This is a genomic window from Streptomyces sp. SLBN-8D4 (genome assembly GCF_049739545.1).
Classification (GTDB): Bacteria; Actinomycetota; Actinomycetes; order Streptomycetales; family Streptomycetaceae; genus Streptomyces; species Streptomyces canus_C.
The window spans coordinates 2,676,541-2,693,038 of sequence record NZ_JBMGQC010000001.1 but is presented as its reverse complement, the minus strand read 5'-3'; the positions used below and the strand labels follow the sequence as shown (position 1 = coordinate 2,693,038).

At 70.1% G+C, this 16,498-nt stretch carries 15 protein-coding genes; 9 read left to right on the top strand and 6 right to left on the bottom strand.

The window, feature by feature from the left end; translation table 11 throughout:
- Positions 1–106: 106 nt before the first annotated feature.
- Positions 107–337 carry a DUF7455 domain-containing protein gene (locus RKD20_RS11805; RefSeq protein ID WP_007385181.1) on the bottom strand — a complete coding sequence of 77 codons (231 nt, stop codon included), beginning with the start codon at positions 335–337 and terminating at the stop codon, positions 107–109.
- 442 nt (positions 338–779) lie between these two features.
- On the opposite strand from RKD20_RS11805, the gene RKD20_RS11800 reads away from it, so the two are divergent.
- The 6 genes from RKD20_RS11800 (at position 780) to RKD20_RS11775 (ending at position 7,848) form a co-directional block, all read left to right on the top strand.
- A complete protein-coding gene (locus RKD20_RS11800) occupies positions 780–2,903 on the top strand; it encodes a DNA gyrase/topoisomerase IV subunit B (RefSeq protein ID WP_424877698.1) in 2,124 nt (707 codons plus the stop codon).
- Positions 2,904–3,273: 370 nt separating this feature from the next.
- On the top strand, positions 3,274–3,798 hold the full coding sequence (locus RKD20_RS11795) for a DUF1453 domain-containing protein (protein WP_424877697.1): 525 nt from the start codon (positions 3,274–3,276) through the stop codon (positions 3,796–3,798).
- Positions 3,795–4,946, top strand: coding sequence for a sensor histidine kinase (locus tag RKD20_RS11790; protein ID WP_424877696.1), 1,152 nt, complete (start codon positions 3,795–3,797; stop codon positions 4,944–4,946). Before RKD20_RS11795 ends, RKD20_RS11790 begins: the two co-directional genes overlap by 4 nt.
- Positions 4,943–5,635, top strand: a complete 693-nt coding sequence (locus RKD20_RS11785) for a response regulator (RefSeq protein WP_424877695.1) — start codon at positions 4,943–4,945, stop codon at positions 5,633–5,635. Before RKD20_RS11790 ends, RKD20_RS11785 begins: the two co-directional genes overlap by 4 nt.
- A gap of 60 nt (positions 5,636–5,695) precedes the next feature.
- Complete coding sequence (locus RKD20_RS11780) at positions 5,696–6,259, top strand: DUF485 domain-containing protein (protein ID WP_424877694.1); 564 nt, start codon at positions 5,696–5,698, stop codon at positions 6,257–6,259.
- Positions 6,256–7,848 (top strand): solute symporter family protein, encoded by a 1,593-nt coding sequence (locus RKD20_RS11775; protein ID WP_424877693.1) that lies wholly within the window; start codon positions 6,256–6,258, stop codon positions 7,846–7,848. The genes RKD20_RS11780 and RKD20_RS11775 overlap by 4 nt, the downstream gene beginning before the upstream one ends.
- 105 nt (positions 7,849–7,953) lie before the next feature.
- Here RKD20_RS11775 and RKD20_RS11770 read toward each other — a convergent pair whose 3' ends face one another.
- Positions 7,954–8,646 (bottom strand): response regulator, encoded by a 693-nt coding sequence (locus RKD20_RS11770; RefSeq protein WP_424877692.1) that lies wholly within the window; start codon positions 8,644–8,646, stop codon positions 7,954–7,956.
- Positions 8,647–8,808: 162 nt separating this feature from the next.
- On the opposite strand from RKD20_RS11770, the gene RKD20_RS11765 reads away from it, so the two are divergent.
- From RKD20_RS11765 to RKD20_RS11755, 3 genes are all read left to right on the top strand, one after another.
- On the top strand, positions 8,809–9,624 hold the full coding sequence (locus RKD20_RS11765; protein WP_020121891.1) for an ABC transporter ATP-binding protein: 816 nt from the start codon (positions 8,809–8,811) through the stop codon (positions 9,622–9,624).
- On the top strand, positions 9,614–10,492 hold the full coding sequence (locus RKD20_RS11760) for an ABC transporter permease (protein ID WP_424877691.1): 879 nt from the start codon (positions 9,614–9,616) through the stop codon (positions 10,490–10,492). Before RKD20_RS11765 ends, RKD20_RS11760 begins: the two co-directional genes overlap by 11 nt.
- 73 nt (positions 10,493–10,565) lie before the next feature.
- Complete coding sequence (locus RKD20_RS11755) at positions 10,566–11,639, top strand: ABC transporter substrate-binding protein (protein WP_424877690.1); 1,074 nt, start codon at positions 10,566–10,568, stop codon at positions 11,637–11,639.
- Positions 11,640–11,652: 13 nt separating this feature from the next.
- Here RKD20_RS11755 and RKD20_RS11750 read toward each other — a convergent pair whose 3' ends face one another.
- The 4 genes from RKD20_RS11750 to RKD20_RS11735 form a co-directional block, all read right to left on the bottom strand.
- Entirely contained in the window at positions 11,653–12,333 is a 681-nt protein-coding gene (locus RKD20_RS11750) for a response regulator (RefSeq protein WP_031043638.1), read from the bottom strand.
- Entirely contained in the window at positions 12,333–14,000 is a 1,668-nt protein-coding gene (locus RKD20_RS11745; protein ID WP_424877689.1) for an ATP-binding protein, read from the bottom strand. The genes RKD20_RS11750 and RKD20_RS11745 overlap by 1 nt, the downstream gene beginning before the upstream one ends.
- 131 nt (positions 14,001–14,131) lie before the next feature.
- Positions 14,132–15,076, bottom strand: a complete 945-nt coding sequence (locus RKD20_RS11740; protein WP_424877688.1) for a sucrase ferredoxin — start codon at positions 15,074–15,076, stop codon at positions 14,132–14,134.
- Positions 15,077–15,127: 51 nt separating this feature from the next.
- The gene (locus RKD20_RS11735; protein WP_424877687.1) at positions 15,128–16,390 is read right to left on the bottom strand and encodes a citrate synthase; all 1,263 of its coding nucleotides are present in this window, start codon (positions 16,388–16,390) and stop codon (positions 15,128–15,130) included.
- Between the last annotated feature and the right edge of the window lie 108 nt (positions 16,391–16,498).

Below are 16,498 nucleotides of genomic sequence, written 5' to 3'. Positions count from 1 at the left end.
GCGCTGAGCGCGTGAAGGCATGAGCAAGGGCGGCTGCCCCTGGGAGCAGGGGCAGCCGCCCTTGTGCCGGCCTGTGCCGGAGCTGGCTCGTCGTGGACGCGAAGTGTCAGCGCTCTTCTTCTGATACGGATGCGGGAACGGCCGTGAGCCGCTCCGTCTCGTCCTGTATCTCAGCGGCGATCTTCTTGAGTTCCGGCTCGAACTTGCGACCGTGGTGGGCGCAGAAGAGCAGTTCTCCGCCGCTGAGCAGCACGACGCGCACGTACGCCTGGGCGCCGCAGCGGTCGCAGCGGTCAGCGGCCGTCAGCGGGCTCGCGGGGGTCAGAACAGTAGTCACGTCGCCTCTTCTCTAGCTCGACGAGCTGTCGTACCAGGGTCAACATCCAACCAGCCCCAAAACGTTCCCGCTCGGGGCTTCACCCAGAGAGAAATTTTCCAGGCGGCCGGCTGCTGCCGGTTTGGCGGCGAATGTGCCGTATTGCGTGTCTATGTGTCTTACGGTTTCGCGCTGTCGGTCAAGGTCGGTCCTCCCGGCTGGGTTGCCGGTTGTTCATGAGGACGTGCCCGGAGCCTAAATGGTTCATGCCCCCAAGGGAACGTGATATGTACTTCACCCCATCGAGGGATCGAACAGGCATGCGACCCTGGACTACTCTGTGTTTCCGCATGAGGGTGGCGTTACAACGGCTCTACCAGGCCTCGGTACCCTCTTGGCGGCGACCGAAGCCGCGCCCTTACCCACAAGGGCCCCATCTGAAATTCAGCGAGGAGCGAACCGCGTGACCGCCGAGACGTCCGTGCCGTCCACAGCTCTGCTGGCAGGAGCAGACCGGGACGGGTCCAACTACACCGCGCGGCACCTGCTCGTCCTCGAGGGGCTCGAGGCCGTACGCAAGCGCCCTGGTATGTACATCGGATCAACCGACAGCCGTGGCTTGATGCACTGCCTGTGGGAGATCATCGACAACTCCGTCGACGAGGCCCTGGGCGGATACTGCGACCACATCGAGGTGATCCTCCACGACGACGCCTCCGTGGAGGTCCGGGACAACGGCCGGGGCATCCCGGTCGACGTCGAGCCCAAGACGGGCCTGTCCGGCGTCGAGGTCGTCATGACCAAGCTGCACGCCGGCGGCAAGTTCGGCGGTGGCTCGTACGCCGCCTCCGGCGGCCTGCACGGCGTTGGCGCCTCCGTGGTGAACGCCCTGTCGGCGCGGCTGGACGTCGAGGTGGACCGCGCGGGCAACACCCACGCGATCAGCTTCCGGCGCGGTGTGCCGGGTGCCTTCGTGGCGAACGGCCCCGACGCCAAGTTCGACTCCGCGAGCGGCCTGCGCAAGACCAAGAGGATCCCCAAGACCCGGACCGGCACGCGCGTGCGGTACTGGGCCGACCGGCAGATCTTCCTCAAGGACGCCAAGCTCTCCCTGGACAACCTCCACCAGCGCGCTCGCCAGACCGCCTTCCTGGTGCCCGGCCTGACCATCGTCGTCCGTGACGAGTACGGCCTGGGCGAAGGCGGCAGCAAGGGCGAGGAGTCGTTCCGTTTCGACGGGGGCATCAGCGAGTTCTGCGAGTACCTGGCCTCCGACAAGCCGGTCAACGACGTCCTCCGCTTCTCCGGTCAGGGCAGCTTCAAGGAGACCGTCCCGGTCCTCGACGACCACGGCCAGATGACGCCCACCGAGGTCACCCGCGAACTCGGCGTGGACGTCGCGATGCGCTGGGGGACCGGTTACGACACGACCCTGAGGTCGTTCGTCAACATCATCGCCACTCCCAAGGGCGGCACCCATGTCGCCGGCTTCGAGCAGGCCGTCACCAAGACGATGAACGAGGTGCTGCGCGCCAAGAAGATGCTGCGTGTCGCCGAGGACGACATCGTCAAGGACGACGCTCTCGAGGGGCTGACCGCGGTCGTCACCGTTCGCCTCGCCGAGCCGCAGTTCGAGGGCCAGACCAAGGAGGTCCTCGGTACCTCGGCGGCCCGCCGCATCGTGAACACCGTGATCTCCAAGGAGCTCAAGGCGTTCCTGACGTCCACGAAGCGGGATGCCGCGGCCCAGGCCCGGGTCGTCATGGAGAAGGCGGTCGCCGCCGCACGCACGCGTATCGCGGCCCGTCAGCACAAGGACGCACAGCGCCGCAAGACGGCTCTGGAGACCTCCTCGCTGCCCGCCAAGCTCGCGGACTGCCGCAGCGACGACGTCGACCGCAGCGAACTGTTCATCGTTGAGGGCGACTCCGCGCTCGGTACCGCGAAGCTCGCCCGGAACTCCGAGTTCCAGGCGCTGCTGCCCATCCGGGGCAAGATCCTCAACGTCCAGAAGTCGTCCGTCACCGACATGCTGAAGAACGTCGAGTGCGGTGCGATCATCCAGGTCATAGGAGCGGGGTCCGGCCGGACCTTCGACATCGACGCGGCTCGCTACGGCAAGATCATCATGATGACCGACGCCGACGTCGACGGCTCTCACATCCGGTGCCTGCTGCTGACGCTGTTCCAGCGCTACATGCGGCCCATGGTCGAGGCGGGCCGGGTCTTCGCCGCTGTGCCGCCGCTGCACCGCATCGAGCTGGTCCAGCCGAAGAAGGGGCAGGACAAGTACGTCTACACGTACTCGGACCGTGAGCTGCGCGAGAAACTGCTGGAGTTCCAGAGCAAGGGGGTCCGGTACAAGGACTCCATCCAGCGGTACAAGGGTCTCGGCGAGATGGACGCCGACCAGCTGGCCGAGACGACCATGGACCCGCGGCACCGGACCCTGCGGCGGATCAACCTCGCCGATCTGGAGGCCGCCGAGCAGGTCTTCGATCTGCTGATGGGCAACGACGTGGCGCCGCGGAAGGAGTTCATCTCGGGCTCGGCGGCGACGCTGGATCGGTCGCGCATCGACGCGTAGCGCTGCGCTGAGCTTCGGCGGACGCCCTGGTCGGCCTGGGCCTGAGGCCTCCGTGTGGAAGAGGAGAGTCATCCTCACCGCACGGAGGCCTTCGTCTTACGTCGTGCCACCCGTTACGCCCGGCTGCCCCTTCACCGGGGGCGGCGGGCAGGCGGGAGGGGGCAGGCGGCGGCCCGTGGCAGGACTGGCGCGGCGGCGTGGTGAGCCGTCGCGGCCCGGGTTCTCCACCCCTGGGTGGAGAACCCGGCAGCCTGGGAATCCACCCGTGATCCACCCCTGCTCCGATCTCCCGACCTGCGGATTTCCGTAGCTTCGAAGGTGTCGGCGGCGTCCGCTGCCGACAGACCCTTCCTCGCTCACGGAGGCTGTGATGTCCGGGCTCGTCGACGCGTTGCTGATCGTGGTCGCGGTGGTCGTGGTGATTGCCCGGCAGTTCCGGGCGAGCCGAATCGACACCGGGCGGCGCTGGTGGCTGCTGCCCGTCGTCCTGGCCGTCGTGGCCCTGCGCGAGCCAGGCCTGGTGGACGCCCAGCACCGCACGGCATCGATCGCCCTGCTCACCGTCGAACTCCTCACCGGCCTCGCCATCGGGGCCGGCTGGGCCTGGACGAGCCGTATATGGACGGAGCCGGACGGCGCGGTGTGGAGCAGGAGCACCAAGGCGAGCGGGGCTGTCTGGGCCGTCGGAATCGGACTGCGTGCCGGCCTCTTCGTGCTCGGCGCGGCGCTCGGTGTCCACCAGGACTCCTCCGCGCTGCTGCTCGCCCTCGCGGCCACCCTGCTCGTGCGCTCCGGGACCCTCGACTGGCGAGCGCGTTCCCTGAGCCCTTCCGCCGCACCCGCCCCGGCGTACGGTCAGCCCATGGTCCGGTCCTCGGGGAAGGAACGTGTGTGACGGACAACGTCTGGACCCGCTGGCCCTCCCGGGAGGCGCTCGGACGTGAGGCGACCACGCGTCCTCGGCGGCTTCTCGGCTGGGTCACGCGGTCGCTCGTGCTCGCCATGCTCATCTGGGGCGCTTTCAACAGCAGCCACGCGCACGGGTGGGGCGTGCTCGCAGCAGTGGCGGGAATCCTCCTGTCCGCAGTCGTCGCCTGGGCGCTCTACCGCACCACCCTGGCGCACCGGATCTGGCCCTCCCTGGCGCTCTTCGGCGCCCTCCTGGCGATCGCGGTCGCCGCCCAGGCCGCCGACTTCGGGGTCGTCGCCCTCGTCCTGTGGTGCGGCTGCGCCGTCACCGCTCTGGAACGGCTGCCCATCGCCGCCGCCATGCCCGTGACCGTGGTCGCCCTCGCCCTCTACGCAGCCGTCAACGACGACGTGTGGCTGACGACCCTGGCCACGACCGCGGGGCTCGCCCTTGCCGGCTACGTCCTGCGGCTCGACGCCGAGGCCCGCGGCAACGCGCAACGGCTGCTCACCCAGGAGCGGGCCGCGCGGGCCGCCGAGGCGGAGTCGGCGGCACTCGCGGAGCGGGCCCGGATCGCTCGGGAGATCCACGACGTGCTGGCCCACAGTCTCTCGGCCCAGCTCGTCCACCTGGAGGCGGCCCGGTTGCTGATCGAGGGGGGTGCGGACCGGGATCAGATCCTCGAAAGGGTGGTGGCGGCCCGAGGCATGGCTCGTGACGGTCTCGCGGAGACCCGGCAGGCGCTGTCGGCTCTGCGCGGGGACATGACTCCGCTGGAGGACTTCCTGAACCAGCTCGTCGGGACGGCCGACGGAGCCGAGACCATCATTTCGGGTGAGCGCAGACCGCTGCCGGTCGAGGCGTCGCAGGCCGTGCGCAGGGTCGCGCAGGAGGCCCTGACCAATGTCCGCAAGCATGCGCCGGGGGCCAGGATCCGGATGCGGCTGGAGTACGCCGAGGAGCAGGTGACGCTGGTCGTGCGGGACTCGGGCGGTTCGCCGGGTGAACTCACCACCACCGGAGGCGGGTACGGTCTGCTGGGGATGCGGGAGCGCGCCGAACTGCTGGGCGGTTCGCTGCACGCCGGGCCGGACGACGAAGGGTTCGTGGTGACGTTGAAGGTGCCGGTATGACGGAGGAGGCGGAGACGAAGCCCGCGCGGGTGGTGGTCGTGGACGACCAGACCGTGGTGCGCGAAGGCATCGTGATGCTGCTCGGTCTGCTGCCCGGCGTCGAGGTCGTGGGCGCGGCCGGGGACGGCGAGGAGGCGGTGGCGCTAGTCGCCGAACTCGCCCCGGACGTGGTGCTGATGGACCTGCGCATGCCCCGCTGTGACGGGGTGGAGGCGACTCGGAGAATCCGGGCCGAGTACCCCGGGACCCAGGTCGTGGTGCTGACGACCTTCGCGGACGACGAGTCGCTGTTTCCCGCGCTGAAGGCGGGGGCGCGCGGTTATCTCACCAAGGACGCGGGCGGTGACGAGATCGTGCGAGCTGTGCAGAGCGTGCTCTCCGGGGACGCCGGACTGTCGCCGAGCATCCAACGGCGGCTGCTGGAGCGGCTGTCCGACCCCGAACCGCCGCAGCGGGCACCGGCGGAGGCGCCCGACGGGCTCACCGCCCGGGAGGTCGAAGTGCTGGCGCTGATCGCCGAAGGGCTGACCAATCAGGAGATCGCCCGCGCCCTGCATGTCTCCACCGCCACGGTGAAGACCCACATCAACAACCTCTTCGCCAAGACGGGAATCAAGGACCGGGCACAGGCGGTGCGTTACGCCTATGCGAAGGGTCTTGTACGACCACCGATGAAAGGAGTCACCTGATGGGGTGAAGAGCGCCGGGAAGAAGAGTCAGGGATCTTCCCGTTCTGTCCATCCTTGGGCATGCAGTCAAGCAACGCTCGTCCCCGCGGAAGCGAGGGTGATGCCGAGAGCCCGGCCGAGAACCACGACGGCCTCGACACGGCCGGCGCCGAAGCGTCCGCCGGGGTGCGGTACAACGATCCCTGGTACGACGAGCTCGCCTCCGGCTGGGGCGAGACGGGTGGCGACGGCACCCCCGTGGCCCCGGTCGCCACGGCACGCGCGCAGCGCGAGGACCGGGCCGCAGCGGCGGCCGACGTCTACCTCGAGGTGCAGCGCAGCGCGGCCTTCCAGGAGGTGCGCAGCAGGTACCGGAGGTTCGTGGTGCCGGCGGGCATCGGATTCTTCACCTGGTACGTGGCCTACGTCGTGACGGCGACGAGCGCGCCCGGACTGATGGCACGGCCGGTGGCCGGCGCGGTGAACGTGGCGATGCTCGCGGGGCTCGGACAGTTCCTCACCACCTTCCTGCTGACCTGGGCCTACGCGCGGCACGCGAGACTGCGCCGGGACCGGGCCGCCCTCGAACTGCGGTGGGACACCCAGGAACTGACGCGTACGGCCAGGGGCGGTGCGTCATCGTGACGGGAGACCACCAGACTCTGGCGCTGCTGCTGTTCAGCGCGTTCGTCGCGGTCACGCTGGGGATCACGACCTGGGTGAGCCGCCACCGGCACGGTTCGGCTGAGGAGTTCTACGCGGGCGGACGGCTGTTCTCGCCCATGGAGAATGGTTTTGCCATCGCGGGCGACTACATGTCGGCCGCGTCCTTCCTCGGTATCTCCGGGCTCATCGCGCTCTTCGGGTACGACGGGATGCTCTACTCGGTGGGCTTTCTCGTGGCCTGGCTGGTGGTGCTGTTCCTCGTCGCCGAACTGGTGCGCAACTGCGGGCGGTTCACCCTCGCCGACGTGGTCGCCGCGCGGATGAGCGAGCGGCCGGTGCGGATCGCGGCGGGAACGTCCTCGGTCACGGTGTCCGTGCTGTATCTGGTGGCGCAGATGGTGGGCGCGGGCAGCCTGGTCGCGCTGCTGCTCGGAGGCACCAGTCAGGCGGCCCAGTCCTGGACCGTGATCGCCGTCGGGGCGCTCATGGTGATCTATGTGTCCCTGGGAGGGATGCGCGCGACGACCTGGATCCAGATCGTCAAGGCGGTCCTGCTGCTGGGTGGAACAGTCGCGCTCACCGTCCTCGTGCTGGTGCGGTTCCACGGCGACGTCGACCAGTTGCTGCTCACGGCGGCGGAGCGCAGCGGCCACGGCAGGTCGTTCCTGGCACCCGGTCTGAAGTACGGCGGGGACTGGACCGCCCGCCTCGACTTCATCAGCCTGGGACTCGCTCTCGTGCTCGGCACGGCAGGGCTGCCGCACATCCTGTCCCGCTTCTACACCGTGCCCACGGCGCGCGCCGCACGGCGTTCGGTGGTCTGGTCGATCGGGCTCATCGGAGGCTTCTACCTGATGACGATCGTCCTCGGGTTCGGCGCCGCGGCGATCGTGGGGCCCGAGACGGTCCGGGGATCGAACGCCGCGGGGAACACTGCGGTCCCCCTCCTGGCCCTCGACCTGGGCGGCGGCGCCGACTCCACGGGAGGAACGGTTTTGTTCGCGATCGTCGCCGCTGTCGCCTTCGCCACGATCCTCGCCGTGGTTGCCGGCATCACCCTCGCCTCCTCCGCGTCCGTCGCCCATGACCTGTACGCCTCACTACGGCGCCGACGGGCCAAGCCGCGCAGCGAGGTGGCCGTGGCCAGGACGGCCGCCGTCGGGATCGGCGTGATCGCGATCGCCCTCGGTCTGCTGGCCCGCGATCTCAACGTCGCCTTCCTGGTCGGCCTCGCCTTCGCCGTCGCCGCGTCCGCGAATCTGCCGGTGCTGCTCTACTCGCTGTTCTGGCGCGGGTTCACCACCCGGGGCGCCGTCTGGTCCGTCTACGGCGGACTGATCCCGGCCATGGCCTTGGTGCTGCTGTCGCCCGTGGTGTCCGGCAGCCCCGAGTCCCTCTTCCCCGGCGTCGACTTCCAGTACTTCCCGCTGCAGAACCCCGGTCTGGTCTCCATCCCCCTGGGCTTCGTCGCGGGCTGGCTTGGTACGGTCACCTCGGCGGAGGTCGCCGACGAGGCCAAGCACGCGGAGACCGAGGTGCGGTCGCTCACGGGGGCGGGAGCCGTGTAGCGGCGGCGACTGCGAGCGGGCGGCGCCCTCGTCGTCGAACGGCATCCGCCTTCGTCGTACGGCATCTGCCGGCGAGGTCTTTCACGGCGTACGGCCGGCGTACGGCTATGGCGCCACCCAGGCGTACCGGTGCTCCGGCCGCCCTGTGTCGCCGTATCTGAGGGACAGGCGCAGGCGGCCGGCCTGTTCGAGGTGGCGGAGGTAGCGCTGGGCGGTGGAGCGGCTCAGGCCGGTCTCGGCGGCGACCTCGTGGGCCGACAGCGGGTGCGCGGCGTGGTGCAGGACGCGGCAGATGAGGTCCGTGGTCGGCTCCGAGTGGCCGCTGGGCAGGCCGGGGGAGGCCGGAGCCGGTGTGGTGCGCAGGGCGCTGAAGATCCGGTCGACCTGTTCCTGACCGGCGATGCCGCGGCCGCCGACTCGGTCGACGGTGCGGCGCAGGGCGGCGTAGGAGTCCAGGCGGGTGCGCAGGGCCGCGAAGGTGAAGGGTTTGACCAGGTAGTGGAGGGCGCCCAGGCGCATCGCGGCCTGGACGGTCGTTACGTCCCCTGCTGCCGTGACCATGATGACGTCGGTGCCGTGGCCCTGTTCCCGCATGCGGTGGACGAGTTCGAGGCCCGTCTGGTCGGGCAGGTAGTGGTCGAGCAGGACCAGGTCGATGGTCCCGCGCTGCACGCTGGCCAGCGCCTGGGCAGCGCTGTGGGCGCGGGCGGCGACCCGGAAGCCGGGAACCTTCCCCACGTACTTCGCGTTGATCTCGGCGACGCGGAAGTCGTCGTCCACGACCAGGACGTCAATCATCGGGCCTCTTTCCCTCAAGGCCTGGCGGGCGTAACGCCCGTGTTTCGGCTTCGCTGTTTGTAGCGCGCGCAAAACGAGCACAACAGGCTGTTGCAGGCAAAAGAACGGCATGTGCCCAGAAGACTGACGCCGTGGCGCAGGCCACATCTACCGTCCCCGGCCATGAGCGCAGACACCAGCCCCGCCATCGAGCTGCGGGGCGCGAGCAAGACATTCCGGACCCCGTCGGGGGGTCTGCACACGGCCGTCAGGGGACTTGACCTCACAGTGGGGCGTGGGGAGTTCGTGGCGGTCGTCGGGCCCACGGGTTGCGGCAAGTCGACTACGTTGACGCTGGTCAGCGGGTTGGAGGAGCCCTCCGAGGGCGAGGTCCTGGTCGTCGGGGAGCCGGTCCGGGGAGTCGGGGACAAGGTCGGTTTCGTCTTCCAGCAGGACGCCACCTTCCCCTGGCGCACCGTCCTGTCCAATGTCATGGCCGGCCCTCGCTTCCGCGGTGTGCCCAAGGCGGAGGCCAGGCAGAAAGCGCGGGAATGGCTGGCCCGGGTCGGGCTCGCGGCCTTCGAGGACCGCTACCCCCATCAGCTCTCCGGAGGCATGCGCAAGCGGGTCGCGCTCGCCGCCACCTTCGTCAACGATCCCGAGATCCTGCTCATGGACGAGCCGTTCTCCGCGCTCGACGTGCAGACCCGGGCCCTGATGTCCGACGAACTCCTCGAACTGTGGGAGGGCACGGGCGCCTCCGTCGTCTTCGTCACCCATGACCTGGAGGAGTCCATCGCGCTGGCCGACAAGGTCGTCGTGATGACGGCCGGACCCGCCACCGTCAAGCAGGTCTTCGACATCGACCTGCCGCGGCCGCGCAAGGTCGAGTCGGTGCGACTGGAGCCGCGGTTCATCGAGATCTACCGCGAGATCTGGGAGTCCCTCGGCGAAGAGGTCCGCATCACTCGCGAGAGGAGCGCCGCCCATGTCGCCTGACGTCATGCCCGAGGCCCAGGTCGCACCGGCCCCGACCGACCCCGGCGACAAGACCGACCGCGCGCACTCACGCGCGCGTGCCGCCCGCAGACGCCGGATCGTCGTCACCGCGTCCCGGGTGCTGCTCCTGGTGGCCGTTCTCGGTCTGTGGGAAGTGCTCTCGCGGGCCGAGGTCATCGATCCCTTCAACTTCTCCATGCCCTCGAAGATCTGGGACCAGATCTGGACCTGGATGACGCACGGGACCGCACTCGGTTCGTTGGGTGAACAGATCTGGTACACGCTGTACGAGGCGCTGCTGGGCTGGGTCGTCGGCGTGGTGGCCGGTGTCGTGTTCGGTATTGCGCTGGGGCGGATCACCTTGCTCGCCGACGTCCTTGGTCCATACATCAAGGTGCTCAACTCCATACCGAGGATCGTCCTCGCACCCATCTTCGTGATCTGGTTCGGGCTCGGACCGGCCTCCAAGGTGGCCTCGGCCGTCGTCCTGGTCTTCTTCCCGGTCTTCTTCAACGCCTTCCAGGGCGCCCGAGAGGTCGACCGCAACCTGGTCGCCAACGCCCGCATCCTCGGCGCGAGCGACCGCAGGGTGACGCTTCAGGTCGTCATCCCGTCCGCGACCTCGTGGATCTTCACCAGCCTGCACGTCAGCTTCGGCTTCGCCCTCATCGGCGCGATCGTCGGGGAGTACATCGGCGCGACCAAGGGCATCGGCCTGCTCGTCGCGCAGTCGCAGGGCACCTTCAACGCGGCCGGCGTGTACGCCGCGATGGTCATCCTCGCCGTCGTCGCCCTCCTCGCCGAAGGGCTGCTCACCTTCGCCGAGCGCCGCATCTTCCGCTGGAAGCCGACGGGTTCCGACAGCTGAGCCCGTTCACGGCAGCCGCCCCCTCCCCAGCTCCAGCTCTTCCCGTACCGCCCCTCACAAGGACGTGAACCCCATGCGCAAGACCGCCAGATACACCTCCCTGGCCGCCGCCGGCCTGCTCGCCCTCACCTCGCTCACCGCCTGCGCCAACGACGCCGCCAGCACCGCCTCTGCCGACTCCGGAAGCAAGGGCGACGGCAAGGGGACCAAGGTCAAGATCATGGTCGGTGGCCTCGACAAGGTCATCTACCTGCCCGCGATGCTCACCCAGCGGCTCGGCTACTTCGACTCCGAGGGACTCGACGTGGAACTGCTGAGCGAGCCCGCCGGTGTCCAGGCCGAGACCGCGCTCGTCTCCGGCCAGGTCCAGGGGGCCGTCGGTTTCTACGACCACACCCTCGATCTGCAGGTCAAGGGCAAGGACGTGGAGTCGGTCGTGCAGTTCTCGCACGCGCCCGGCGAGGTGGAGATCGTCTCGAACAAGGCGGCGGGCGACATCAAGTCGGCCAAGGACTTCAAGGGCAGGAAGCTCGGGGTTACGGGCCTCGGTTCCTCGACCGACTTCCTGACCAAGTACCTCGCCGTCAAGAACGGCGTGAAGGTCAGCGACTTCACCCCGGTCGCCGTCGGCGCGGGACCGACGTTCATCTCCGCGCTCCAGCAGGGCGCCATCGACGGCGGCATGACGACCGACCCGACCGTCGCGACGATCCTGGACAAGAAGGCCGGCAAGATCCTCCTGGACATGCGCACCCCCCAGGGCTCCGAGGAGGCACTCGGCGGTCCGTATCCGTCGTCAAGCCTGTACATGCAGACGGACTGGGTCAACGGTCACAAGGAGACCGTCCAGAAGTTGGCCAATGCATTCGTCAAGACGCTCAAGTGGATGTCCACCCACAGCGCCACCCAGATCGCCGACAAGATGCCCGCCGACTACTCGCAGGGCAACAAGCTGCTCTATGCGGTGGCCATCAAGAACACGCTGCCGATGTTCACCAAGGACGGCGTGATGCCCAAGGACGGACCCGAGACCGTCGAGAAGGTCCTCAAGGCGTTCAACCCCAACATCCAGAACGCCGACGTGGACCTCGACAAGACGTACACGACCGAGTTCGTCGAGAAGGCCGGGCAGAGCACCACAGGCTGAGCGAGGCCCCTCCTCACGCGCGGGTCGCCCACACGTAACGGTGTTCCGGGCGGCCCGCGTCGCCGTACTTGAGGGTCAGTCTGGCCCGCCCCGTGCGCTCCAGGAGCTTCAGATAGCGCTGGGCGGTCTGCCGGCTCACCCCGGTGCGGTCGGCGATCTCCTGCGCCGACAGCGGCCCCTCGGCGTTCATCAGAGACCTGCGGACCAGCTCCACCGTGGTCGGGGAGTGCCCCTTGGGCAGATCGGGCTCCGCCGGCGAGGAGAGGGCGCCGAAGATGCGGTCGACCTCCGCCTGTTCCGCCTCGCCGCCGCCGTCCAGGGTGCGCCGCAACTCGGCGTACGCCTCCAGCCTGGCCCTGAGGCCCGCGAAGGCGAACGGCTTGACCAGGTACTGCAGCGCGCCGTGCCGCATCGCCGCCTGCACGGTCGTCACGTCCCGCGCCGCCGTCACCATGATCACGTCGGTCTGGTGGCCGCGCCGGCGCATCTCCTGGACGACCGCAAGACCCGTCTCGTCGGGAAGGTAGTGGTCCATGAGGACCAGGTCGACGTGGGGCAGGGCCTCCAGCTGCCGCAGCGCGTCCGCGGCGCTGTGCGCCTCGCCGGCCACATGGAAGCCGGGCACCTTCTCGACGTAGGCGGCGTTGACGCGGGCCACGCGGGTGTCGTCGTCCACGACCAGGACCTCGATCATCACGGCTCCTCCTCGATGGCGGTCCGCTGGGCCGGCGGCGCGGTGAGCGCCGGTTGCGGCTCGGCCAGCGCGTCGGGCAGTACGACGGTGAACTCCGCGCCTCCGCCGTCCGCCTCCGCCACGGCCACGCTGCCCCCCTGGCGTTCGGCGAGCTTGCGCACGAGGGAGAGCCCGAGGCCGCGCCCCCGGTGCGCGGGGGCCTCCTTGGTGGACCAGCCCTCGGTGAAGACCAGTTCCCGCTGTTCCACCGGGATTCCGGGCCCGGTGTCCCGCACCCGGAGGACGGCGGCACGCCCCTCCGTGCGCAACTCGACCTCCACGCGCGCGTGGAGGTCGCCGGCGACGGCGTCCAGGGCGTTGTCCACGAGGTTGCCGACGATCGTGACCAGGCCGCTCGGGTCGACCAGCCGGTCCGGCAGCCGGGTCCGGTCGGAGATCCACAGGGCGACCCCGCGCTCGGCGGCGACGGTCGCCTTGCCCACCAGCAGTGCGGCGAGCAGGGGATCCTCGATCTTCTCGGTGACCTGCTCCGCGGTGGCCCGGTGGTCGCCGACGACCTCTCCGACGAACTCCACGGCGTCGTCGTACATCTCCAGCTCCAGCAGCCCCAGGAGCGTGTGCATCCGGTTGGCGTGCTCGTGGTCCTGGGCGCGCAGGGCGTCGATGAGACCGTGGGTCGAGTCGAGCTCCCGGCCGAGCTGTTCCAGCTCGGTGCGGTCGCGCAGGGTCGCGACGGCACCGCCGTCGTCGGTGGGCATCCGGTTGGCGACCAGCACCCGCTGGCCACGCACGGTGACCAGATCGGTGCCCGTCACACGACCGGCCAGGACGTCGGCCGTACGGCCGTCCCCGAGCGCCTCGTCGGGGGAGCGTCCGACGGCCTCGTCGCCGATGCCCAGCAGGCGCCTGGCCTCGTCGTTGAGCAGGCGGACGCGTCCGGCCCGGTCGATGGCGACGACGCCTTCCCGGATGCCGTGCAGCATGGCCTCGCGCTCGGCGAGGAGGGCGGAGATATCGGAGAAGGCCAGGTCACGGGTCTGCCGCTGGACTCTCCTGGAGATGAACCAGGCGGCCAGCGCGCCGACGGCGAGGGCCCCGCCGGCGTAGGCGAACAGCCCCGGGATCGCGTGGATCAGCCGGGCGCGCACGCTGTCGTAGGCGATGCCGACGGAGACGGCCCCGACGATCCTGTGCCGGCTGTCGTACAACGGCACCTTGCCGCGGGCGGTGCGCCCCAGGGTGCCGCTGTCGATCTGCATGATCTCCTTGCCGGACAGGGCCTGGACCGGGTCGGTCGAGACGATCCTGCCCACCTCGGCGCGGGTGGGGTGCGACCAGCGGACGCCTCGCCAGTCCATCACGACGACGTACTCGGCCCCGGTCGCCCTGCGGATCCGCTCGGCCTCCCGCTGGACGGGGCCGTCGGGCAGCGGGGGCGTGTCCTTGACCTGCTCGGCGATCTGCGACTCCGCGGCGGTGGTCTGGGCGATGGCCAGCGCCCGGCGCATCGCCTGGTCGTCCAGCTGGTTGCTCAAGGGTGCGAGGAACAGACCGGTCGCGAGCACCACGACTCCCGCGGCGATCGCCAACTGCATCAGAAGCACCTGCGAGAACACCCGGCGGGGCAGTCCGAGTCGCAGGCGGCGGGCGGGGGGAGTGCGGCTCATACCCATGAACGGTACGGGGAGGCGCCGAATTCTCCGCAGGGGTGTGGCATGGATCTCTTGATCAACACATTGACGGGCCGGTGTGGCGGACGAGCGGGAACCGGGGCGCCGTGATCAACCCGCCTGTCCTGTCAGCTCGCCAGCGCCGGCGATGTACTCAGCTCGCGCACCCCGACCACGTCCATTCGCGCGGGAGAGCCGAGCACCGACGCCCCGCAGCTCTCGGGCCGGGGCGGCAGGGACGCCGTCTGGGCCACGTGGACGCGCCAGTGGCGGCCGTCGGTGTGCGCGACGGTCACCTCCCAGTGCGGCGCCGCGCCGTCCGTACGGACGACGGTCAGGGCCTCGGCCGCGTACTCGCGCACCGCCGTGCGGACGGCCAGCTCGGCCGCCTGGCCGGGACGCTCCCAGGCGGAGTTGCCGCGGCACCCCTCGACCACGATCCGGCCCTCCTGGACGCTGTGGAGAACCTCCATGACGGCATGGGTTTCGGCGCGGCCGTAGGCATAGCCGTACGGCAGGACGAGCAAGGTCGGGGAGAACCGGTGACCACCCAGATGGGTGACCTCCCAGGCACCCTCGACGCCGGAGGCGGCCAGTGCCGCGGCGAGCGGACGGCCGAGGAGCGCGCAGCAGCGGTCCCGCTTGCCGTTGGTGCAGACGAGCGCGAGCGGTTCGCCGGTGTGGGGACCTCCGCCGAGCACCGCGTCGAAGCCGCTGTGATCGCCGCTGCCGAGTGCGGCGAGATCCAGGCCGAGCAGGTCCCGCGGGTCGCGGGTCGTCGCGCTGTGCAGCCACACGTTGCCGGGCACGGTGTGGGCGGCGTACACCTGCCGGATGGTGGGTGTTCCGCTGTCGGCGTGCCGGCCGGGACGGCGGATGAGCGCGATGCGCACGCCCGTGTCCTTCGCCGCGGCCTCCAGGGCGCGGCCCAGCGCGGGGTCGAGGTGGCTCGAAGTGAGCGCCTTGGCACCCCAGGGGCCGGACTGCTCCAGCAGCAGCCAGGTCCGCGCGGTGGCCGCGGTTCCGGAAACGGGCTCGGCGAGGTCGTGCGAGACCGTTGAGCAGGTACTCACAGAGGTGAGCCTAACCTGACTCGGTGCGCGGCGACTTCCGCCGCCTCCCCGTCAGGGCTCCGGCAGCGGTTGCGGTGGTTTCGGGCCCACATAGGTGCCGCTCGGGCGCATGCGCAGCGGGCGTTCCCCGTACTCCTCCAGCGCGTGGGCGATCCAGCCCGCCGTACGGGCGACGGCGAAGATCGTCTCGCCGGCCGTGGACGGCATCCCGGAGGAGGCGGTGAGTACGGCGAGGGCCAGGTCCACGTTGGCCTGCAGGGGAGTGTGCCGGGCGGTGGTGGCCACGATGTCCTGGGCCGCGAGGAGGGCGGGCTCGGCGCGCGGGATCTCCTCCAGGAGGGCGAACAGGGCACGCGCGCGTGGGTCCTCGCCGGGGTAGAGCCGGTGGCCGAGACCCGGGATGCGGCGGCCGGCCCGCAGTTCCTCCGCGATCACGGGGGCCGCGTCGCCACGGTCGAGCACGTCGAGCAGCAACCGGTGCGCGAGCCCGCTGGCCGCGCCGTGCAAGGGGCCCTCCAGGACGCCGAGTCCGGCGGAGACGGCCGCGTACGCGTGCGCGCGTGCCGAGGCGGCGACGCGTACCGCGAGGGTCGAGGCGGCGAGGTCGTGGTCGACGAGAAGGCCGAGCGCGGTGTCCAGGGCGCGCAGGGACGCCTCGTCGGGCTTGCGTCCGCTCAGGCGCGTCCACAGCCGGGGGGCCAGTCGGCCGTCGTCCCGGCGGCGGTCGTGGAGCACGGGTGGCAGGGCGGCGACAAGGGTGGGGATGAGGGTCCGTGCGGTGCCGAGCACCGCCTCCTCGGACAGGTCGAAACGCAGCGGGTCGGCCGCCGCGGCGGCGATCGCGGCGACGCGCAACCGGTCGGTGGGGCCGGTGTGTTCGGGCAGTGCGTCCACCGCGCGGCGGGCCGTGTCGACGGTGGCGTCGGGGGCGGTGAAGGCGACGCCGGGCTGCATGCGTCCGGTCCAGAGCCACTCCGCGATCTCTTCGTAGGAGTGGCGCGCGGCGAGTTCGGTCGCGTCGACACCCCGGAAGTAGTAGCGGTCCCGGTCGATGAACGTGATGCGGGTCCGTACGGACAGTTCGCCGCCGGAGCCCGGACTCCCGCCGCTCGCCCGGCGGTTGCGCCGGGCGAGGGTCTCCACCTCCTTGGCGTCGAAGGTGCTGCCCCGGCCGCCGGGGACACGCCGGCTGCTGAGCTGGCCGCGGCTCACATAGGCGTAGACCGTCTCGGGTTTCACGCCCAGCAGTTCGGCGGCTTCCTTGGTGCTGAGCCGGTGGTCGGCGGGACCGGGGAGGGGGTCTTGATCGCGCATAAGAGGTCACCGTATCCGCAGCCGGGTGGGTTGATCAGGGTGCATTGACTCAATCAATATTGACAGGCGTTGAGTCAACCATGGACAGTCGAATCAAGTCCAGGGAGG